The organism is Candidatus Kryptoniota bacterium (genome assembly GCA_036567965.1).
In the GTDB taxonomy this organism is placed as follows: Bacteria; Bacteroidota; Ignavibacteria; order Kryptoniales; family JAKASW01; genus JAKASW01.
In genome coordinates this window covers 22,326-37,803 of record DATCTN010000010.1, presented here as the reverse complement: position 1 = coordinate 37,803, position 15,478 = coordinate 22,326, and the positions used below count along the sequence as shown (strand labels likewise).

Genomic DNA, 15,478 nt, shown 5'->3' with positions numbered 1-15,478 from the left:
TAAGATATGGAAAAAACGAAAGGGCGGTCTTTCGACCGCCCCTAAAGGCTAGTTTGCGGAAACGACCCAGGTGTTGCCTGACTTCAGAAGCTTGTCGAGGTCGCCGGCACCTCTCTTCTTGGTGACGTTTTCGATTTGCTCTGTCATCATTTTCTCGTAGCTCGGTCGTTCGAGTTGGTAGAACAGTCCGACAGGTGTCGGGAAGCCCACTCTCTCGCTGAACGAAGCAAGAAGCATTGCCAGATCGAACGAGGTCTCGTCGTAGACCAGCAGATCGGAGATGCTGTACTTCCCGTCCTTCAACGAGACGATTTCCGGTGTAAAGACATTGAGTCGAATGCCTTTGTCGTTTTCCTTTCCGAAGACAAGCGGCTTGCCGTGCTCCATGTACAGCACGTTGTCCGGTCTAGATTCCTTTTCGGTATAAAGAAAGAAGGCGCCGTCGTTGAACACGTTGCAGTTTTGGTAGATCTCGATAAACGCGGTGCCGTTGTGTTTTGCCGCTCTCAGAATTGTTTGCTGGAGGTGTTTCGGATCCCTGTCCATCGAACGCGCAACAAATGTTCCTTCGGCCCCGAGGGCGAGTTGAACAGGATTGAACGGGTAGTCGATGGTGCCGTATGGGGTCGACTTCGTCTTTTTGCCGAGCTCCGACGTAGGCGAGTACTGTCCCTTCGTAAGGCCGTAAATGCGGTTGTTGAAGAGCATGATCTTCAGACCGATGTTCCTTCTAAGTGCGTGGATGAAGTGGTTTCCGCCTATCGAAAGCGCGTCGCCGTCGCCGGTGGCGACCCAGACGGTGAGATCCGGGTTCGCCGTCTTGACGCCCGTAGCAATCGCGGGTGCGCGTCCATGTATGCCGTGCACCCCGTATGCATTCATGTAATACGGGAACCTGCTCGAACATCCGATGCCTGAAATGAAAACGTGTTTCTCCTTCGGCACATCGAGCTCGGGGAGAACTCTCTGGACCTGCGCAAGAATCGAATAATCTCCGCACCCCGGGCACCATCGGACATCCTGGTCCGACGCGAAATCCTTCGCCGTAAATTTCTTTACCGCTGTATCATCGTTTCCGTTCATGGTAGCCATTACTTTGCACCTCCTAACGCATTTTTCATAGCTTCTTCAAGCTCGTTCGATCTCAAGGGAAGTCCCCTTACCTTGTTGAATTGGATTACAGGCACAAGGTATTCCGACCTCAACAATTTTGCGAGTTGGCCGAGATTTATCTCCGGAACAAGAATCTTTTTGAAGTTTTTCAGAATTTCGCCGAGATTCCTCGGGAAGGGATTCAGGTATCTCAGATGAGCGTGGGATAGTTTGACACCTTTCTTGCGAAGATGTTCCACCGAAGACCTGACGGCGCCGTAAGTGCCGCCCCAGCTAATCACGAGAAGTTCTCCGCTTTGTTCGCCGTGCACTTCCTGAAGGGGAATGTCTTTAGCGATCCCCTTCACTTTTTCGGCTCTCAGCCGGACCATCTCGTCATGATTGTCCGGATCATAGCTTACATTCCCGGTGATGTTTTGTTTTTCGAGGCCGCCGACCCTGTGCTCAAGTCCGGGAACACCGGGAATTGCCCAGGGCCTCACGTTGTTTTCATTTCTCGCGTAAGGCTGAAAGCCTTCCGGATCAGTTCTGAATTTCACCGGTATCGGAGAAAGGCTGCCCGCGTCGGGGACAAGCCATGGCTCGCTTCCGTTCGCCAGGTAACCATCGGTCAGAAGATAAACCGGTGTCATGTATTTCACGGCTATCCTTGCTGCTTCGTACGCCATGTTGAAACAATCGGCTGGAGTAGAGGCCGCAATGACCGGCGCAGGTGCTTCGCCGTGTCGTCCGTAAGTGACGAACAGCAAATCGGCCTGTTCGGTTTTTGTCGGCAATCCCGTGGAAGGACCGCCGCGTTGGACGTCGATGATCACAAGCGGCAGCTCGAGCATGATGCCGAGGCTGATGGTTTCCGATTTAAGAGCTGCTCCAGGACCGCTCGTTCCGGTAACTGCAAGATTTCCCGCGTAAGAAGCGCCGAGTGCGGCACCGGCCGCAGCGATCTCATCCTCCGCCTGGAACGTCTTCACTCCGTAATTCTTGTACATCGAAAGATTGTGAAGTATGTCGCTAGCGGGAGTGATTGGATAACTTGCGTAATAAAGTGGTATGGCTGCTTTCTGAGCGGCCGCCACCACTCCGAGCGCAGTAGCTTCGTTTCCCGTAATGTTTCTGTAGAGACCGGGCTTGAGCTGCGCGGGCTTCACGTCAAATCGCGAAGCGAATGCTTCAGTGGTTTCACCGTAGTAATAGCCCGCCTTCAAAGCTTTGTCGTTCGCTTCGGCTATCTTCGGCTCCTTTGAGAATTTGTCCTTGATCCAATCTTCAGTCGGCTCCATCGGACGCGAGTACATCCAGTACATGAGTCCCAGGGCAAAGAAGTTCTTGCAGCGGACCGACTCCTTCTGGGTAAGACCGAGCCCCTGGAGCGCGTTCAGTGTCAACTTCGTAACAGGGACTTCGATCACTCTATAATTATCAAGCTCGCCATCTGTCAACGGATTGGACAAAAATCCTGCGAGGTCGAGATTCTTGTCGTCAAACGCGTCCGTGTTCGCGAGGATCAATCCGCCCTTTTTGAGATCCTTCAAATGAACCTTCAGTGCAGCAGGGTTCATCGCAACAAGCACGTCCGGCTGATCGCCTGGTGTGAGTATGTCCCAACTTGAGAAACGGAGTTGAAAGCTCGAAACTCCGAACAGTGTGCCGGCAGGAGCTCTGATCTCCGCAGGATAATCGGGGAGCGTGCTCAAGTCGTTACCGACAAGCGCCGTTGTATTCGTGAATTGAGTCCCGGTCAGCTGCATGCCGTCGCCGGAATCCCCCGCAAATCGTATCACAACATCTTCCAATGTCTCAGTCGTCTTATTCATATATTGTCCTTTGGTTGGTCGCTTTCATGATAATTCGTTAAGAAACGGGAACCACTTCGCAAAATATCCGGAAAGCACGGTCAGATTGTTTGTCATGATCAAAGCTCCGACCGCGATCAGAAGAACGCCGCCCGTTATTTCCACCCACCTAAGATACTTGCCGAACCTTTTGAAGAACGCGAGAAAGGCGTTTATGCTGAGACTTGTCACCAGGAACGGTATTCCAAGTCCGAGTGAATAAACCGAGAGAAGGAAAATACCTTTCCCGATCGTGTCCTGTTGTGCAGCAATTGTCAGAATCGCGGCGAGGACCGGTCCGATGCATGGTGTCCATCCAAACGCGAATGCAAGTCCGGCGACAAGCGAACCGGCCGGGCCGATCCGTTTGTCCGTGTGAAACTTCTTCTCATAGTTGAGAAAATTTATCTTGAACACACCGATCATGTGAAGGCCGAATATTATGATAATGACCCCCGCAATCTTGGAAAAGAGATCAAGTTTCGCGAGCAGAAATTTCCCCAGCGCGGTGGCCGATGCACCGAGCGCAATGAAAACAATTGAGAACCCGACCACGAAGAGAATCGAGTTGACTGTTACTTTCTTGAAGAGAGCCTTCCGCGAGCTGGTCACCATCTCGTCAAAGCTGTATCCGCTTATGAACGAAAGGTAACCAGGTACTATCGGCAACACGCACGGCGATATGAACGAAATTATCCCGAACACAAACGCCGTCAGGATACTAACATTTTCCAAGTTTTTCTCTTCAATAAGATAATGTTGTACTCAAGGTCAGTCAAGAAACCTTCGACTAATGAGATGCTTCTGAAACTCGTGAGGTTCGCAGCGATCGCCGCCGCGCAGACTCGAAATTACTCAGGCTGCTTCACGACGTTGACGGTGATCTCCGCTGAGACCTGCTGATGAAGCTTCACCGGAACCTTGTAAGTTCCCAATGACTTGATCGGTTCCGCCAGGTCGATACGGCGGCGGTCGACCTCCATCCCTTTAGTGGCCAGTTTGTCGGCGATCATCTGTGAAGTGACCGATCCGAATAGCTTGTCCTCTTCGCCGGCCTGGACCTCTATTGTTATTTCCACTCCGGTCAGTTTCTGCGACATAACTTCCGCGTCGTGGACTTCCTTGTTTTGTTTTGCCTGGTACGCCTTCTTCTCGTTCTCGATCATCTTCATGTACCCAGGCGCAAACGGGTAGGCGACCTTTTGTGGGATCAGGAAATTCCTCGCGTACCCGTCCTTTACATCGACGATCTTTCCGATCTCGCCGAGTCCTTCGTAATTCTTTCTGAGTATAACCTTCATTTTAACTCCTGTTGAGTTTGCCTCAAGAGAGACTTGCCATTTCGGTTTACGGACATTCTCCCTCGGTGTGTCTCTTCTTTACAATAAACTCTACGCAAAATATGACGACCGGTCCTTCAGTCGGCCTATAAATCCCTTGCAGGGAATATCTCCGCGTGTATCCGGACCCGATTGCGTTCTCTTTCCGCTGTTCAGCGGATTATGTCTGAGACAAATGGAAGAAGCGCAAGGTGGCGCGCCCTTTTTATTGCCAGGGCGAGCTGCCGCTGATGTTTTGCGCAGGTTCCCGTCACACGGCGGGGAATTATTTTCCCTTGTTCCGAAGTAAACTTGATAAGCCGCTTATCGTCTTTGTAATCGACATACACGTCGCCGTTCTCACAGAACCTGCAGACTTTTCTCTTTTTTATTTCCTTTACTGGTACCAATTCTTCTACTCGCTGGTTTTTTGACCGTTGTTTTTCAATAAATCGGATTCTTCGTGGGTTAGAAACCGGTCGAACGAATCGTCTTCGAATGTGGTCGGCTCTTCTTCCGCGACCTGATCCGGTCCGATTTCCGCCATGCGTCCGCGCTTGTTGAGGAACTGTATTCTTCTTGCCTTGATCTCCACGATAGATCGATTGTGACCGTCGTCCGTTTTCCAGTTACGGCTCTGAAGCTCACCGTCGATCAGAACTGCGCTCCCTTTCTTTAGCCTGTCGCGGCAGCTGTCTGCCAACTTGTTCCATGCGACAATACCGACGTAGCAAACGTCTTCCTGCCATTGGTTTCCACTGTCGCGGAATTTCCTGTTTGAAGCGACGGTGAAGTTGACCACCGGTGTGCCGTTGGTCGTCTGCCGGAAGATGGGATCCTTTGTGAGGTTTCCCGCTATGATGACGCTGTTCATCTCGGGCATTTTCAAGTCAGCCATACATCCTCCATCATTGAGTTAACCTTGCTCAGCATCCTGTTATTCAACGTGCTCTTTTTCCGTCATCGCTGTAGCGATATCGGCCTGTTCCGTCTTCGTCAAGCGCTGGCGCCTTCGCTTTTTCACGCCCGCCCGCGCCTTCTGCATGTTCTTGTCGACCACCACTGTAAGGTGACGGATAATCTCTTCGTCCAGCTTGAACATCTGCTCGAGCTTTGCGACGATGTCGGTCGGAGACTTGTGGAATATCTGCACGTAAAATCCCGCATTCTTCTTCCTGATTGTGTACGCGAGTCTCCTTCTTCCCCAACGATCGATGGTCACTACCTCACCGCTGTTCTTGATTATAAACTGCTGGTATCTCGTGATAACCGATTCGACCTGATTGTCTTCAAGATTGGAATTCACGATGAAAGTCGTTTCATATTCTCGCAGAATGGTATTCAGTTTACTTCACCTCCTTCGGTCAATTTGGCTGCCTGCCGGTGATTTCATTACGATCAGAAGAAAAGCAAGCAGCAGTTTCGCTGCCGCGGTATGAGTCCGCGACTTCTAATGAGTTCAATTAAACCTGTTCATTGCGGGGACGATTCCCTCGTTGATGAAAACGAAAACAGCATCCGACGCGCTGGCGATCATCTTCTCAACTTCCGGGATTTCGTTTCCCTCGAACCTCGAAAGAACGAACTCGGCCATATCTCTCCCCGGCACAACTTCTTCTGTTCCGATTCCGCACCTGAGGCGTGGGAAACCGTCATCGTTCAACTGATATATAATGGAAGATACTCCGTTATGTCCGCCGTCGCTTCCTCCTCGCCGAATGCGGAGAGTGCCGAGCGGGAGATTGAAATCGTCATACGCAACGAGCAAATCGGCGATGCCGACGCCGTATCGTTCTGCAGCTTCCACGACAGCAACGCCGCTGTTGTTCATGAACGTGGTTGGTTTGACGAAAACCAGATCTTCTCCCGCATGATGCGCTTCGAAATAGTAGTAATCGCCCTTCCCCGGACGGAACTTCGTCTTCAGTTTCGACGAGACTTCGTCTACAACCATGAAACCGAGATTGTGCCTTGTCCCCTCGAATTCGGAGCCTACATTTCCCAAACCGACTATCATTTTCCTGGCCACCGGATCAAAACCCAACGCAAGAAATCACTCGCCCTTCTTTTTCTCCCTCTCCTTCTCCTTGTCTCTGCCCTTCTCTTTCTCCTTCTCCTTGTCTCTGCCCTTTTCTTTCTCCTTCGGTGCTTCGGCTTCTTCCGCCTCGCCCTCTTCCTCGGCCTTCTTGGTCTTACCGATTACTTCCGGCTCGGTAGGCTCTTCAGTAACTGCAGCAACAGCTTCCGGAGTCTCCTCCTTGATTGTAGGCGGCGGAACCACAGTTACGATCGCCGACTCGGGGTTGTCTAGCACTTTCACTCCCTCTATTTTCAAATCCTTCACGTGGATGGAATCGGTAATGCCAAGCTCCTCGACGTTCACGCTGATCTGCTCGGGTACGCTTTCCGGATCGCACTGGATTCTTATCCTGTGCATCGAGTGCTGCACGATACCGCCGTCCTTCACTCCCTTTGGAGTCCCGACGAGCTGCACCGGAACCTGGATCGTGATCCTCTGTCCCTGCTTCACGCCGTGAAGATCAAAGTGGAGAATCTCTCCGTCAACAGGATCAAACTGGACTTCATTAATAATCGCCCGCCGCTCAGTTCCATCTTTAAATTTCACCTTTATTATGTGCGTGCTGTGCGAACTTACGAGCGAGCGAACCCTCGACTCTTCTGCCTGAACTGAAACATTCTCGGCTTCCATGTAGAATACTCCGGGAACCTTCTTTTCGTTTAGAAGCCTCTTCGCCTTCTTTCCCAGTAATGTCCTTTTCTCCACATCCAAAACAACTTCTACCATTTTGTCCTCTCCCGAAGGCGAACCTTCGGATTACTTTATTTCAAACAATGAACTTATCGATTCGTTCTGGTATGTTCTCCTGATTGCCTCGGCAAACAGCTTGGCGACAGAACGCACTTCAATTTTTTCCGACTCGCGCTTCAGCGGAACGGTATCGCTGACGATCAAGCGCTTCATGGGGCTCTTCTCAACTTTTTCAATTGCATTCGCGCTGAACACAGGATGTGTACATGCGCCGTAAACTTCATTCACTCCTGCCGCCTTTAGAGCGTGCACACCCGCCGTAAATGTTCCACCGGTATCGATAAGGTCATCGACGATCAGGACATTCTTCCCTTTAACGTCACCGATGATATTCACCACCTCCGCAACGTTCACCTTCGGCCGCCGCTTGTCGATCAACACCAGATCGGCCTCGAGGCGGGTCGCATATGCTCGCGCGAATTTGATTCCTCCTACATCGGGGGAGACAACCACGAGGTTCGGAATTTTCAACTCTTTGATATGCCGCACAAAGACCGCGGACGAATAAAGATGGTCGACCGGAATATCGAAGAATCCCTGTATCTGTGCGGCGTGAAGATCCATCGTCAGTATACGATCGGCGCCGGCTTTCGTCAGGAGATTCGCCACGAGTTTTGCGGAAATTGCTACCCGCGGCTGGTCCTTCCTATCCTGTCGGGCATATCCGAAATACGGAATCACGGCGGACACTCTGGACGCCGACGCGCGTTTCGCTGCGTCGATCATTATCAGGAGCTCCATCAGATTCTCCGCCGGAGGAAATGTGCTTTGTATTATAAACACATCCGCACCGCGGATATTGTCGGAGTATTTCACCCATATCTCGCCGTCGCTGAAATTTACAATTTCGCGCTCGCCAAGAGGCTCGCCGATCTCTTTGGCAATCTTTTCCGCAAGGGGAAGATTGCTTCTGCCTGAAAATATTTTTATGCCATCCATGCCGATATATTATTTTTGTGTCTGCAACGGGGATTCTCTGCAGTCGGAGAATTCGGATTTCCCGATCAATTCATCGGGACTCCCCGTCACTTAAACACGATGCAATCAGACTTGTGTGTTAACGAAACTCAAAACTTGTGCTGGGGCGGCAGGATTCGAACCTACGAGTCGCGGCTCCAAAGGCCGCTGCCTTACCACTTGGCTACGCCCCAATTAAACGGGCGGCCTTTCCCGACCTTTCGGGATTCGCCCCGAACCACAAACTTGTCAAGAAACCTGTTTTGCGACCATTCGGACAAATCCCGCTGCGTCGCGGCATAAAATATAGGCGTTGACCGCCAATAAATCAAAGGTAGAATCACGCCTGAAATCGCCACCAAAGCGCTAAACAGTCAAAACGCCAAGCATGCCTTAGGAGACCGCCTCTGCTTCGATTTCGATCAGCATTGCTGGGTCTATCAAGGACCTCACTTCCACCATCGACGTAGCGGGAGGATGTTCACCGAAGTATTCCTGATGAGCCTTTCCGTATTCGGCCCACCGCGAGATGTCAGTCACGAACATTCTTGTCCGTACCACCTGAGACATCTCGGCGCCAAGATCTTTCAATGCGCGCGACACTATCTCAAGGCATCTTTTCGTCTGTTCATATGCGTCGCCCGGCGCATATGTCTTTCCATCTTCTCCAACAGGAGCGGTGCCGCTTACGAAAATGTGATTGCCCGCCTTGACAGCCCGGCAATATCCAATTCGCGATTCCCACTTCGCGCCGGAGAATGTTCGTTCCAGCTTCATGATCCCGTCCTCCGCCTGACGGCAATCTTGCGCCGGCTTGCGGACGCGCCGTCCTTCCAGTTCCACCATTTCAGTTTTTCCGGTGACCGATCGCATTCTTTCGTGGAAGCGAAATACACCGCGCACCGCAAGACATAAAGGAGACAGCGGTCTTGAACTTGTCCGGCTCTCCTGTTGGACTTCTCGTACAGACTCTCCGGATCCCGGTTTTTTAAATTGTTCACGCGAGTGATTCCGATCCCGATAAGATCGCGCGCAATCGATCTACCAACGCCTGGAATTTGAGTGAGCTCTTTTAAAGACTTACCTTGTGAGTCCAATTTCTTCTCCTCCATGCCAAGGTTGATTCATGTTTCCGCAAATGGGCGCGAATGAAATGTATTCGTCCACAAATATAAAAACAATTGTGAATCTCAATCCTGTACCGAAGGGGGCTCGCTTCCTCCGGTGGATTGAATCATGCATGCAAGAGAATACGCAGGGAGCCGAAAAGAAAATAAAAAGAAAGAAGGGCAAGAATCACACCGAGCGCAAAATTCACCTTCTTCATCTTCTCGTTTGAAATGAATTTCTTCGCCCAGTGGAGAGTGTTTGCGAGGGTGCAGAGGTAAGATGCCAGCCCCAGTCCGCCTACAATCACGAAAATCAGAGAGGTGTCGCCACTAAAACTCGATACCAATCCGAGATCTTTGATGATCTTCACCCCGATGAGCCACCATATGATCATCATCGGATTCGTGGCCGCCAGAGAAAATCCTGTAATGTACGAGATCCGTTTGTTCCTCAGCGTGGCATGACCCAGCTCCGTGACATCTACGTTCATGCCCGTCTTGAAGGTGAAATACGAAAGAATCCACAAAATCAACGTTGCAGCCAAATCGAAGATCGCGATCACAATCTTGTCTTTCATGAACGGAGCTACCCCGAACAGCGCGATGAATCCGTACATGATGTCGGAACTTGCCGATCCAAGCGCGACCATGTAGGCGGACCGCAGATGATTGTTTAGAGATCGCTTTGCAATCTCGATTTGCGTTGCACCCACCGGCATCGCTGTCAGGAACCCAAGTATATATGTGACTATCAAAAACAGCACCGTATCCATCGCGTTAAACATAATCGGAGTTTATTGGTGGCAAGTGTGATTCTTCTGATCCCCGACCACTCGAGCACATCAAGCGCGCCGGGGTCATCAGTTTTCCCCGCGGGAAATTTGTCAGATGGCCCGAAACGCCTCGCTCCGGACCAAGTGGAGATCGCGGGGACATTGGAAAAGAAATTGCATCAATAGAAAGACGAGAAGCTAAGTCATCTCTGTTTGTCTCAAATATGCGGATCAAGGTTATTGCAAAAATTAAGTTTGAATTAAAAAATCTCAACTTCGAAGTCATATTGCCTGAGACATAGGATGCATAATCGTTTTCTCTCTCGAATATCAGCGGCGGGGCAGCTGCTAATTCGCTCAAAGAGGACTTTCCATATATCGATGAGTCATCGTCAGGCTCGCAGCAGCCGACTTCCGTAGAGATTGTGTGGTGAACTCGCCGAGTCCAACAGTGAGCTGCATTCGCTCGTGAAGATTTCTCGATCAGTCAGCAGAATACTTTATCCCCTTTAGAATACAAGAAGCTTGACGCTTCTTCGAAATACTTTTACCAAATGTGTAAGTGGGCTTACTGGAGCGGATTCGAGATCTTTCCGATCAATTTTCCCCTTACGTGCTTCGCAATACCTGAGACAAGAATAGAAATTATTGCGTTACAATTTAATGTTTACGCCTCTCTAAATAAAATCCGGGTTCAGGAAGCGTCGAGCATCTCCGATTCTTCCCATTCAATTTTGCGCAGAGCATCATTTAAATTTCACACAAAGCTGAGTGATGTCATCGCTCTGGGGAGCGTTACCGACAAAGGCTTCGACTTCTTCCTTCACCTTTTCCAGTATTTGCTCAGCAGAAGAAGAGCGAACGGACGTCAGAACATCCTCTAACCTTTCTTCAGAGAACTGTTCGTCCTCAGAATTCAGCGCCTCGTTTATCCCGTCGGTGAACATGTAAAGGACGTCTTCCGCATCAACGATCTGGCGGCCCGTTTCGTATTTCACGTTCTGCATTACTCCGAGCATTAATCCACCCTTGTCGAGTCTGACAACGTCCCCGTTACGCTTCATCAGAAACGGGTAGTTGTGTCCCGCATTGACATATGTGATGACTTTCTTAGTGGAATCATAGACAGCTCCAAAGAAAGTGATGAACCTGTCGAAGTCTGTGTTGGCGTAGACAATATTGTTCAGTCGAACCACTATTTCACCGATTGAAAGCCTGGCGGCAATCAGCGCTCTGAAGGCCGATTGGAGATTTGCCATAAGGAGTGCTGCTGGAAAGCCTTTTCCCGACACGTCCGCAATCGCGACGCAGATCGAATCCTCTCCGGATTTTATCACATCGAAGTAATCGCCCCCGACCTGTTTTGAAGGAATATGGAACGTGCCGATTTCGCAGCCGGCAAATGCCGGCATTTCTCTCGGAAGAAGTTTCTCCTGGATAGTGTGTGCTATATTCAGTTCTTCCTCGAGCCGCTGCTTCGCCATGGATTCCTCAAACAGGCGCGCATTGTCGATTGCCATAGCCGCAAGATTGCAGAGTGAAGAAAGGAAACTTATTTCCGAATCCGAATAAGCCGATCGATTATGCCGCTCGCCAAGGATTAACATTCCGGAGTTATTCCCCTGGAGCTGGAAAGGTATTACCACCTCGGCCCCCTTCACGATGAATTCCTTTGCGAGGGGAATGGTCTCCGCGATTTCCGAGAGCCTGGTCGGCTGCTCAACTGAACATACCGCTTTCATTTCGTCCACAGGTAATCCAGGAAGTCCTTTGTTGACTACCAAGCGGGAACCCGCGTCATTTGAAAGACAGATCGCGTAGTTTCTGGATCCGGTCTGCCCCATCACAGCGAACTCGAGAGTCCTTATAGCCCTCGATTCTTCTATGAGGAGGTTGAACTCTTTGCTCAGTTCGAAAAGTGTCTGCAGTTCCTGCACTCGTCGCTGGAGCTCGAAGTTGGAATCCTTGTATTGCTGGAACACGTTCGCATTTTCAATGGCCGCGGCGGCGATGTTGCAGAGACTCGACACAAATTCGATTTCGCTCGGCGCAAATTCTTCACTTACCAGTTTCTTTCCAATGAGCATGTAGCCGAATAACCGGTGCGAGCTCCTCAGAGCGAAAATTTTCCTCGCACCTGCGGCGGCCACTTGGCGCGAAAGTTCTTCGTTGATGTCGCTGACGTCGGAGGATCCTTCAAGGTCGAGCGAGAGGAGCCCGGCCGCCATCTCATCGGTGACTGGTATTCCTTTGCAGATCTTCAGGTAACCCTCTTCGCTCTTTCCAAGATTGGGAGAAAGCCGAATGACCGCAGCAGTCTTGGAGACGGCCAGCTTGCCCATGGATGCGAGAAGGATATGATTAAGGATGAATTTATAATCCAACGAAGAGTTGAGAATCTTCGCGGTCTCAATAATGGATGTTAACTCGACGATCTGGTCGTCGCCAGCGCTATGCCTTCGGCCCATTTTTGAGGTAGCGGACAAGCCTGACTTCATTTACACTCCCCTTCTCCTGGTACTCGACTGTGTCCATCAGTTTCCGCATTAGGAATATGCCCAGCCCGCCCGCTTTATGCCTTTTGACTTTCTCCTTGATATTCGGAACCGGAACTTCTTCGGGTTTGAAACTTGCTCCCCAGTCGCGCACCACTATTTCAAATTCGATCCCGCTGGCCAGAATCCTGACCTCGAACTGTGCTTCCGGATTTCCCTTGTACGCGTGCTTGATAACATTCGTGCAAGCCTCGTCGACAGCCAGCGTAATCTCAGAAATTTCCTTGTCGCCGAATCCGAAATTGAAAGCGTGCCCGTTCACAAACGCTCTGACGCCGGACAGCGCGTTCGTCGTACTCTTGAAGACTTTCGAATCGTCTATTTTGTCGGCTCTTTTCAAATCAGGTTCTCTTGAAGGTGATACACGAGTCAGTGGTCGCCGAACTTCTTTAATGCTTCGGTCTGGTCCCTGTAAATCTCATAAAGGAAAGGAAACCCGAGAAGATCGAACACATTGAAGACCTTTTGCTGCATGTTGGTCAGCTTGATGTCTCCGTGGTTGTTTCGCACTTCATCGATGTAAGCCATGAATACCCCGAGGCCCGCACTTGAGATGTAGCTGAGCTCGTTGAAATTCACCACGATGTTGTATTTGCCCTTACCTATGAGTTCTGTAAAAGTCTTTTCGAGTTCCGGAGCCGTATGCGCGTCGAGGAAGCCGTGAAGCTCCATAACGACAGCATTGCCCGAATCACGAGTCAGCACTTTAAACTCATTCATACCTTCCTCCGGCTTTCATAAAAAATTTTCAGCACTTCATTCCTCACTTCCATTTCAAAACGAGAACGGTTGTATCGTCAACGGCATCCGTTCCCTGCGAATGTTCCGCAAGAGCCCGGATGATGCCTCCTTTAATCTCCGTGGGAGTGCCGCAGCTCAACCTGGTCAAGAGCTCGCAGAATCGCTGCTCGCCGAATTCTTCACCGCTCGGATCTCGCTGGTCGGTCGCGCCATCCGTATAAAGGACAAGAGTGTCTCCGGATCTCAACGAGATCTTCGCTTCCTCAAGGTGCTTTCCGAAGTCCACTGACTGCTCGAGCCCCAGTCCGACGCCGGACGGTTTGATAAGTCTGCTGCTTCCGTCTCTGATCAGGATTGCAGGTGTATGTCCGGCACGAAGCAAATTAATCTCGCCGCTCTTCGTGTCGAGCATCGCGTAAATTAACGTAATAAAGAAATTCTTCTGGAGAGTATTCACAACCGCTTCGTTGGCAGCCATCATGAATTCAGACGGTGATTTCGCCGTCGCGGAGAGAGATTGGAACACACCCTTCATGAATGCCATATAAAATGCGGCTGAGGTTCCCTTTCCTGATACGTCTCCTACGACAAACGCATATTTTCTGTCGTCAAGCACCGAATAATCGATGTAGTCCCCACCTACTTCAAAAGCGGGAAAGGCCAGAAAATCGGTGTCAAATTTTTCGGACGAAGGAAACGACAGAGGCAGAAGTTTCATCTGCATTTCATGAGCGATGCGGAGCTCATGCTGGAGCCTTTCATTTTCTATCGACTTGGTAAATAGGAGAGAGTTCTGAATAGCTACCGCAGCTGTATCCGCAAAGGCGCTGACAGTGGATATCTCATCCTGGTCAAAAGCAAGTGGCATGTCGTGAGCCGCGTAAAGTATGCCTATGAACTCATCATGAGCGGTAAGCGACACAGCAATAAGAGACTTCGCAGGGAAATTGATCAGGTCGTATTTGTGGAATTCGGCCGAGTCCTGGACAACCACCTTCTTCTTTTCCTGCACCTGCTCCCTGATTTTTCCGAAATTAAATGCGGACAGCTCATACTGACTCGTACGATGAGTCGCACTTACGACGAAATTTCCCTCTGAATCGGAATGACCTCCGTTTCGGAGCTCGATCCACACTTTATTTGCCTGTGTAACGGTGCCCACGACAGCTGCAGTGTTGTTCAGCACTTCCGTCGTGTCCATCACGTTCGTTATGACCTTGCTGAGATTTTGGTAAGAGTCGAGTTCACGCTTCTTTTTCTCAAAGACTCCGCTTGTAGGAATGTGAAAAACTGTGACTATGAAAGCGAGAGAGAAATAGATCGTAAGGAACAGGAAGATAACTTTGGCGAATTCTTCGAGCGGCACACTGTAAAACCGCATTACTCCCCCTGCAAGATCGGCAGGACCCACGGAAGCGTAGGAATACCCGAATAGAAGCATCAGGAAGAATGTCAGACCGAGCGACTTGTACTTTTCTTTCCTCGACAGAAAAACGATCCAATTCACGCTGACTATGTGAAGGACCGCCAGCGTGACCGCGAGGACGAATGCGGCAGTCGACAGCACCCTGACAAATGCCGACGAGCCGAAAATATTGATTACTCCCACCGCGATCGCGAGCCCCATAAAGATTTCGAATCTTCTCCTGACCTTCTTTTCCGGTTTGACGTAGATCAGAGTTCTCACGAAGTAGAGAAGCTGATAAATAAGTGCGGCCAGTCCGAGCGCAAACACAGTGGTCGCGAGGAGCTGGATGAAATTCTGCGGCGCGAATACTCCGGCCTCGGTCCCCCTCTCCTCCAGGAATATCCCCCACGCCGAGATTACCGCGGCCGTGATGAATCCGTATCCGACGAGCCTCGTCAAAATCTCCAGCGGACCGAGCTGCTTCCGGCTCTTGATTGAACTTAAAGCGGCATACACGAATACAAAGATGACAACCGAAAATAAATTCCTGAGGGTGTTGAGTACGGGCGCATCGAGATTGATCGTGACCCTGATCCAATCGTAGACCAGGAGCACAAGCGCAAGTGTGCCCGCCGCTACTAAGTAGAGGCTATTCTTTAAATTGATTCGCATGTGATGTAATCTAATTCTACTGTTCGCATTCTGCAATGATTTGTTACAAAATTGGGGAATTCGCGCGGAATCATCGCGCTGCCAAGTGTGTCGATGGAACGAGAACCTCGGGACCAAGTCGTTCGTTCCTCAGTCAAACGAACACCATTGTTCATTTCATTTCACGATC

17 protein-coding genes and 1 tRNA gene are annotated in these 15,478 nt (G+C 50.4%); all 18 read right to left on the bottom strand.

Annotation, left to right across the window (positions count from 1 at the left end):
• Positions 1–48: 48 nt before the first annotated feature.
• Complete coding sequence (locus tag VIS48_03870; protein ID HEY9165280.1) at positions 49–1,092, bottom strand: 2-oxoacid:ferredoxin oxidoreductase subunit beta; 1,044 nt, start codon at positions 1,090–1,092, stop codon at positions 49–51.
• Positions 1,092–2,927, bottom strand: coding sequence for a 2-oxoacid:acceptor oxidoreductase subunit alpha (locus tag VIS48_03865; GenBank protein HEY9165279.1), 1,836 nt, complete (start codon positions 2,925–2,927; stop codon positions 1,092–1,094). Before VIS48_03865 ends, VIS48_03870 begins: the two co-directional genes overlap by 1 nt.
• A 24-nt stretch (positions 2,928–2,951) precedes the next feature.
• Positions 2,952–3,680: a cytochrome c biogenesis protein CcdA gene (locus VIS48_03860; GenBank protein HEY9165278.1), complete on the bottom strand. Its 729-nt coding sequence runs from the start codon at positions 3,678–3,680 to the stop codon at positions 2,952–2,954.
• A gap of 116 nt (positions 3,681–3,796) precedes the next feature.
• Positions 3,797–4,246, bottom strand: a complete 450-nt coding sequence (rplI, locus tag VIS48_03855) for a 50S ribosomal protein L9 (protein HEY9165277.1) — start codon at positions 4,244–4,246, stop codon at positions 3,797–3,799.
• Positions 4,247–4,437: 191 nt separating this feature from the next.
• Positions 4,438–4,674, bottom strand: coding sequence for a 30S ribosomal protein S18 (gene rpsR / locus VIS48_03850; GenBank protein ID HEY9165276.1), 237 nt, complete (start codon positions 4,672–4,674; stop codon positions 4,438–4,440).
• A gap of 5 nt (positions 4,675–4,679) precedes the next feature.
• Positions 4,680–5,162 (bottom strand): single-stranded DNA-binding protein, encoded by a 483-nt coding sequence (locus tag VIS48_03845; protein HEY9165275.1) that lies wholly within the window; start codon positions 5,160–5,162, stop codon positions 4,680–4,682.
• A gap of 39 nt (positions 5,163–5,201) precedes the next feature.
• A complete protein-coding gene (rpsF, locus tag VIS48_03840) occupies positions 5,202–5,597 on the bottom strand; it encodes a 30S ribosomal protein S6 (GenBank protein HEY9165274.1) in 396 nt (131 codons plus the stop codon).
• A 126-nt stretch (positions 5,598–5,723) separates the two neighbouring features.
• A complete protein-coding gene (gene pth / locus VIS48_03835) occupies positions 5,724–6,281 on the bottom strand; it encodes an aminoacyl-tRNA hydrolase (GenBank protein HEY9165273.1) in 558 nt (185 codons plus the stop codon).
• Between the two features lie 36 nt (positions 6,282–6,317).
• Positions 6,318–7,070 (bottom strand): 50S ribosomal protein L25, encoded by a 753-nt coding sequence (locus tag VIS48_03830; protein HEY9165272.1) that lies wholly within the window; start codon positions 7,068–7,070, stop codon positions 6,318–6,320.
• 30 nt (positions 7,071–7,100) lie between these two features.
• Positions 7,101–8,033 (bottom strand): ribose-phosphate pyrophosphokinase, encoded by a 933-nt coding sequence (locus VIS48_03825; GenBank protein HEY9165271.1) that lies wholly within the window; start codon positions 8,031–8,033, stop codon positions 7,101–7,103.
• Positions 8,034–8,173: 140 nt separating this feature from the next.
• Positions 8,174–8,245: transfer RNA gene (locus VIS48_03820), tRNA-Gln, on the bottom strand.
• 199 nt (positions 8,246–8,444) lie between these two features.
• Positions 8,445–8,828 (bottom strand): RidA family protein, encoded by a 384-nt coding sequence (locus tag VIS48_03815; protein HEY9165270.1) that lies wholly within the window; start codon positions 8,826–8,828, stop codon positions 8,445–8,447.
• The gene (locus VIS48_03810) at positions 8,825–9,163 is read right to left on the bottom strand and encodes a helix-hairpin-helix domain-containing protein (protein ID HEY9165269.1); all 339 of its coding nucleotides are present in this window, start codon (positions 9,161–9,163) and stop codon (positions 8,825–8,827) included. The genes VIS48_03815 and VIS48_03810 overlap by 4 nt, the downstream gene beginning before the upstream one ends.
• A gap of 122 nt (positions 9,164–9,285) precedes the next feature.
• Positions 9,286–9,915 (bottom strand): LysE family transporter, encoded by a 630-nt coding sequence (locus tag VIS48_03805; GenBank protein ID HEY9165268.1) that lies wholly within the window; start codon positions 9,913–9,915, stop codon positions 9,286–9,288.
• A 764-nt stretch (positions 9,916–10,679) separates the two neighbouring features.
• Positions 10,680–12,431: a SpoIIE family protein phosphatase gene (locus VIS48_03800; GenBank protein ID HEY9165267.1), complete on the bottom strand. Its 1,752-nt coding sequence runs from the start codon at positions 12,429–12,431 to the stop codon at positions 10,680–10,682.
• Positions 12,385–12,828, bottom strand: a complete 444-nt coding sequence (locus tag VIS48_03795; GenBank protein ID HEY9165266.1) for an ATP-binding protein — start codon at positions 12,826–12,828, stop codon at positions 12,385–12,387. Before VIS48_03795 ends, VIS48_03800 begins: the two co-directional genes overlap by 47 nt.
• Before the next feature lie 29 nt (positions 12,829–12,857).
• A complete protein-coding gene (locus VIS48_03790) occupies positions 12,858–13,208 on the bottom strand; it encodes an STAS domain-containing protein (GenBank protein HEY9165265.1) in 351 nt (116 codons plus the stop codon).
• Between the two features lie 43 nt (positions 13,209–13,251).
• Entirely contained in the window at positions 13,252–15,309 is a 2,058-nt protein-coding gene (locus tag VIS48_03785; GenBank protein HEY9165264.1) for a SpoIIE family protein phosphatase, read from the bottom strand.
• Between the last annotated feature and the right edge of the window lie 169 nt (positions 15,310–15,478).

Coding starts and splice junctions, on each gene's coding strand:
- VIS48_03785 (HEY9165264.1), bottom strand. CDS start 15,309: ATGCGAATCAATTTAAAGAATAGCCTCTACTTAGTAGCGGCGGGCACA.
- VIS48_03790 (HEY9165265.1), bottom strand. CDS start 13,208: ATGAATGAGTTTAAAGTGCTGACTCGTGATTCGGGCAATGCTGTCGTT.
- pth (HEY9165273.1), bottom strand. CDS start 6,281: ATGATAGTCGGTTTGGGAAATGTAGGCTCCGAATTCGAGGGGACAAGG.
- VIS48_03870 (HEY9165280.1), bottom strand. CDS start 1,092: ATGGCTACCATGAACGGAAACGATGATACAGCGGTAAAGAAATTTACG.
- rplI (HEY9165277.1), bottom strand. CDS start 4,246: ATGAAGGTTATACTCAGAAAGAATTACGAAGGACTCGGCGAGATCGGA.
- VIS48_03815 (HEY9165270.1), bottom strand. CDS start 8,828: ATGAAGCTGGAACGAACATTCTCCGGCGCGAAGTGGGAATCGCGAATT.
- VIS48_03800 (HEY9165267.1), bottom strand. CDS start 12,431: ATGAAGTCAGGCTTGTCCGCTACCTCAAAAATGGGCCGAAGGCATAGC.
- VIS48_03810 (HEY9165269.1), bottom strand. CDS start 9,163: ATGGAGGAGAAGAAATTGGACTCACAAGGTAAGTCTTTAAAAGAGCTC.
- VIS48_03865 (HEY9165279.1), bottom strand. CDS start 2,927: ATGAATAAGACGACTGAGACATTGGAAGATGTTGTGATACGATTTGCG.
- VIS48_03825 (HEY9165271.1), bottom strand. CDS start 8,033: ATGGATGGCATAAAAATATTTTCAGGCAGAAGCAATCTTCCCCTTGCG.
- VIS48_03845 (HEY9165275.1), bottom strand. CDS start 5,162: ATGGCTGACTTGAAAATGCCCGAGATGAACAGCGTCATCATAGCGGGA.
- VIS48_03830 (HEY9165272.1), bottom strand. CDS start 7,070: ATGGTAGAAGTTGTTTTGGATGTGGAGAAAAGGACATTACTGGGAAAG.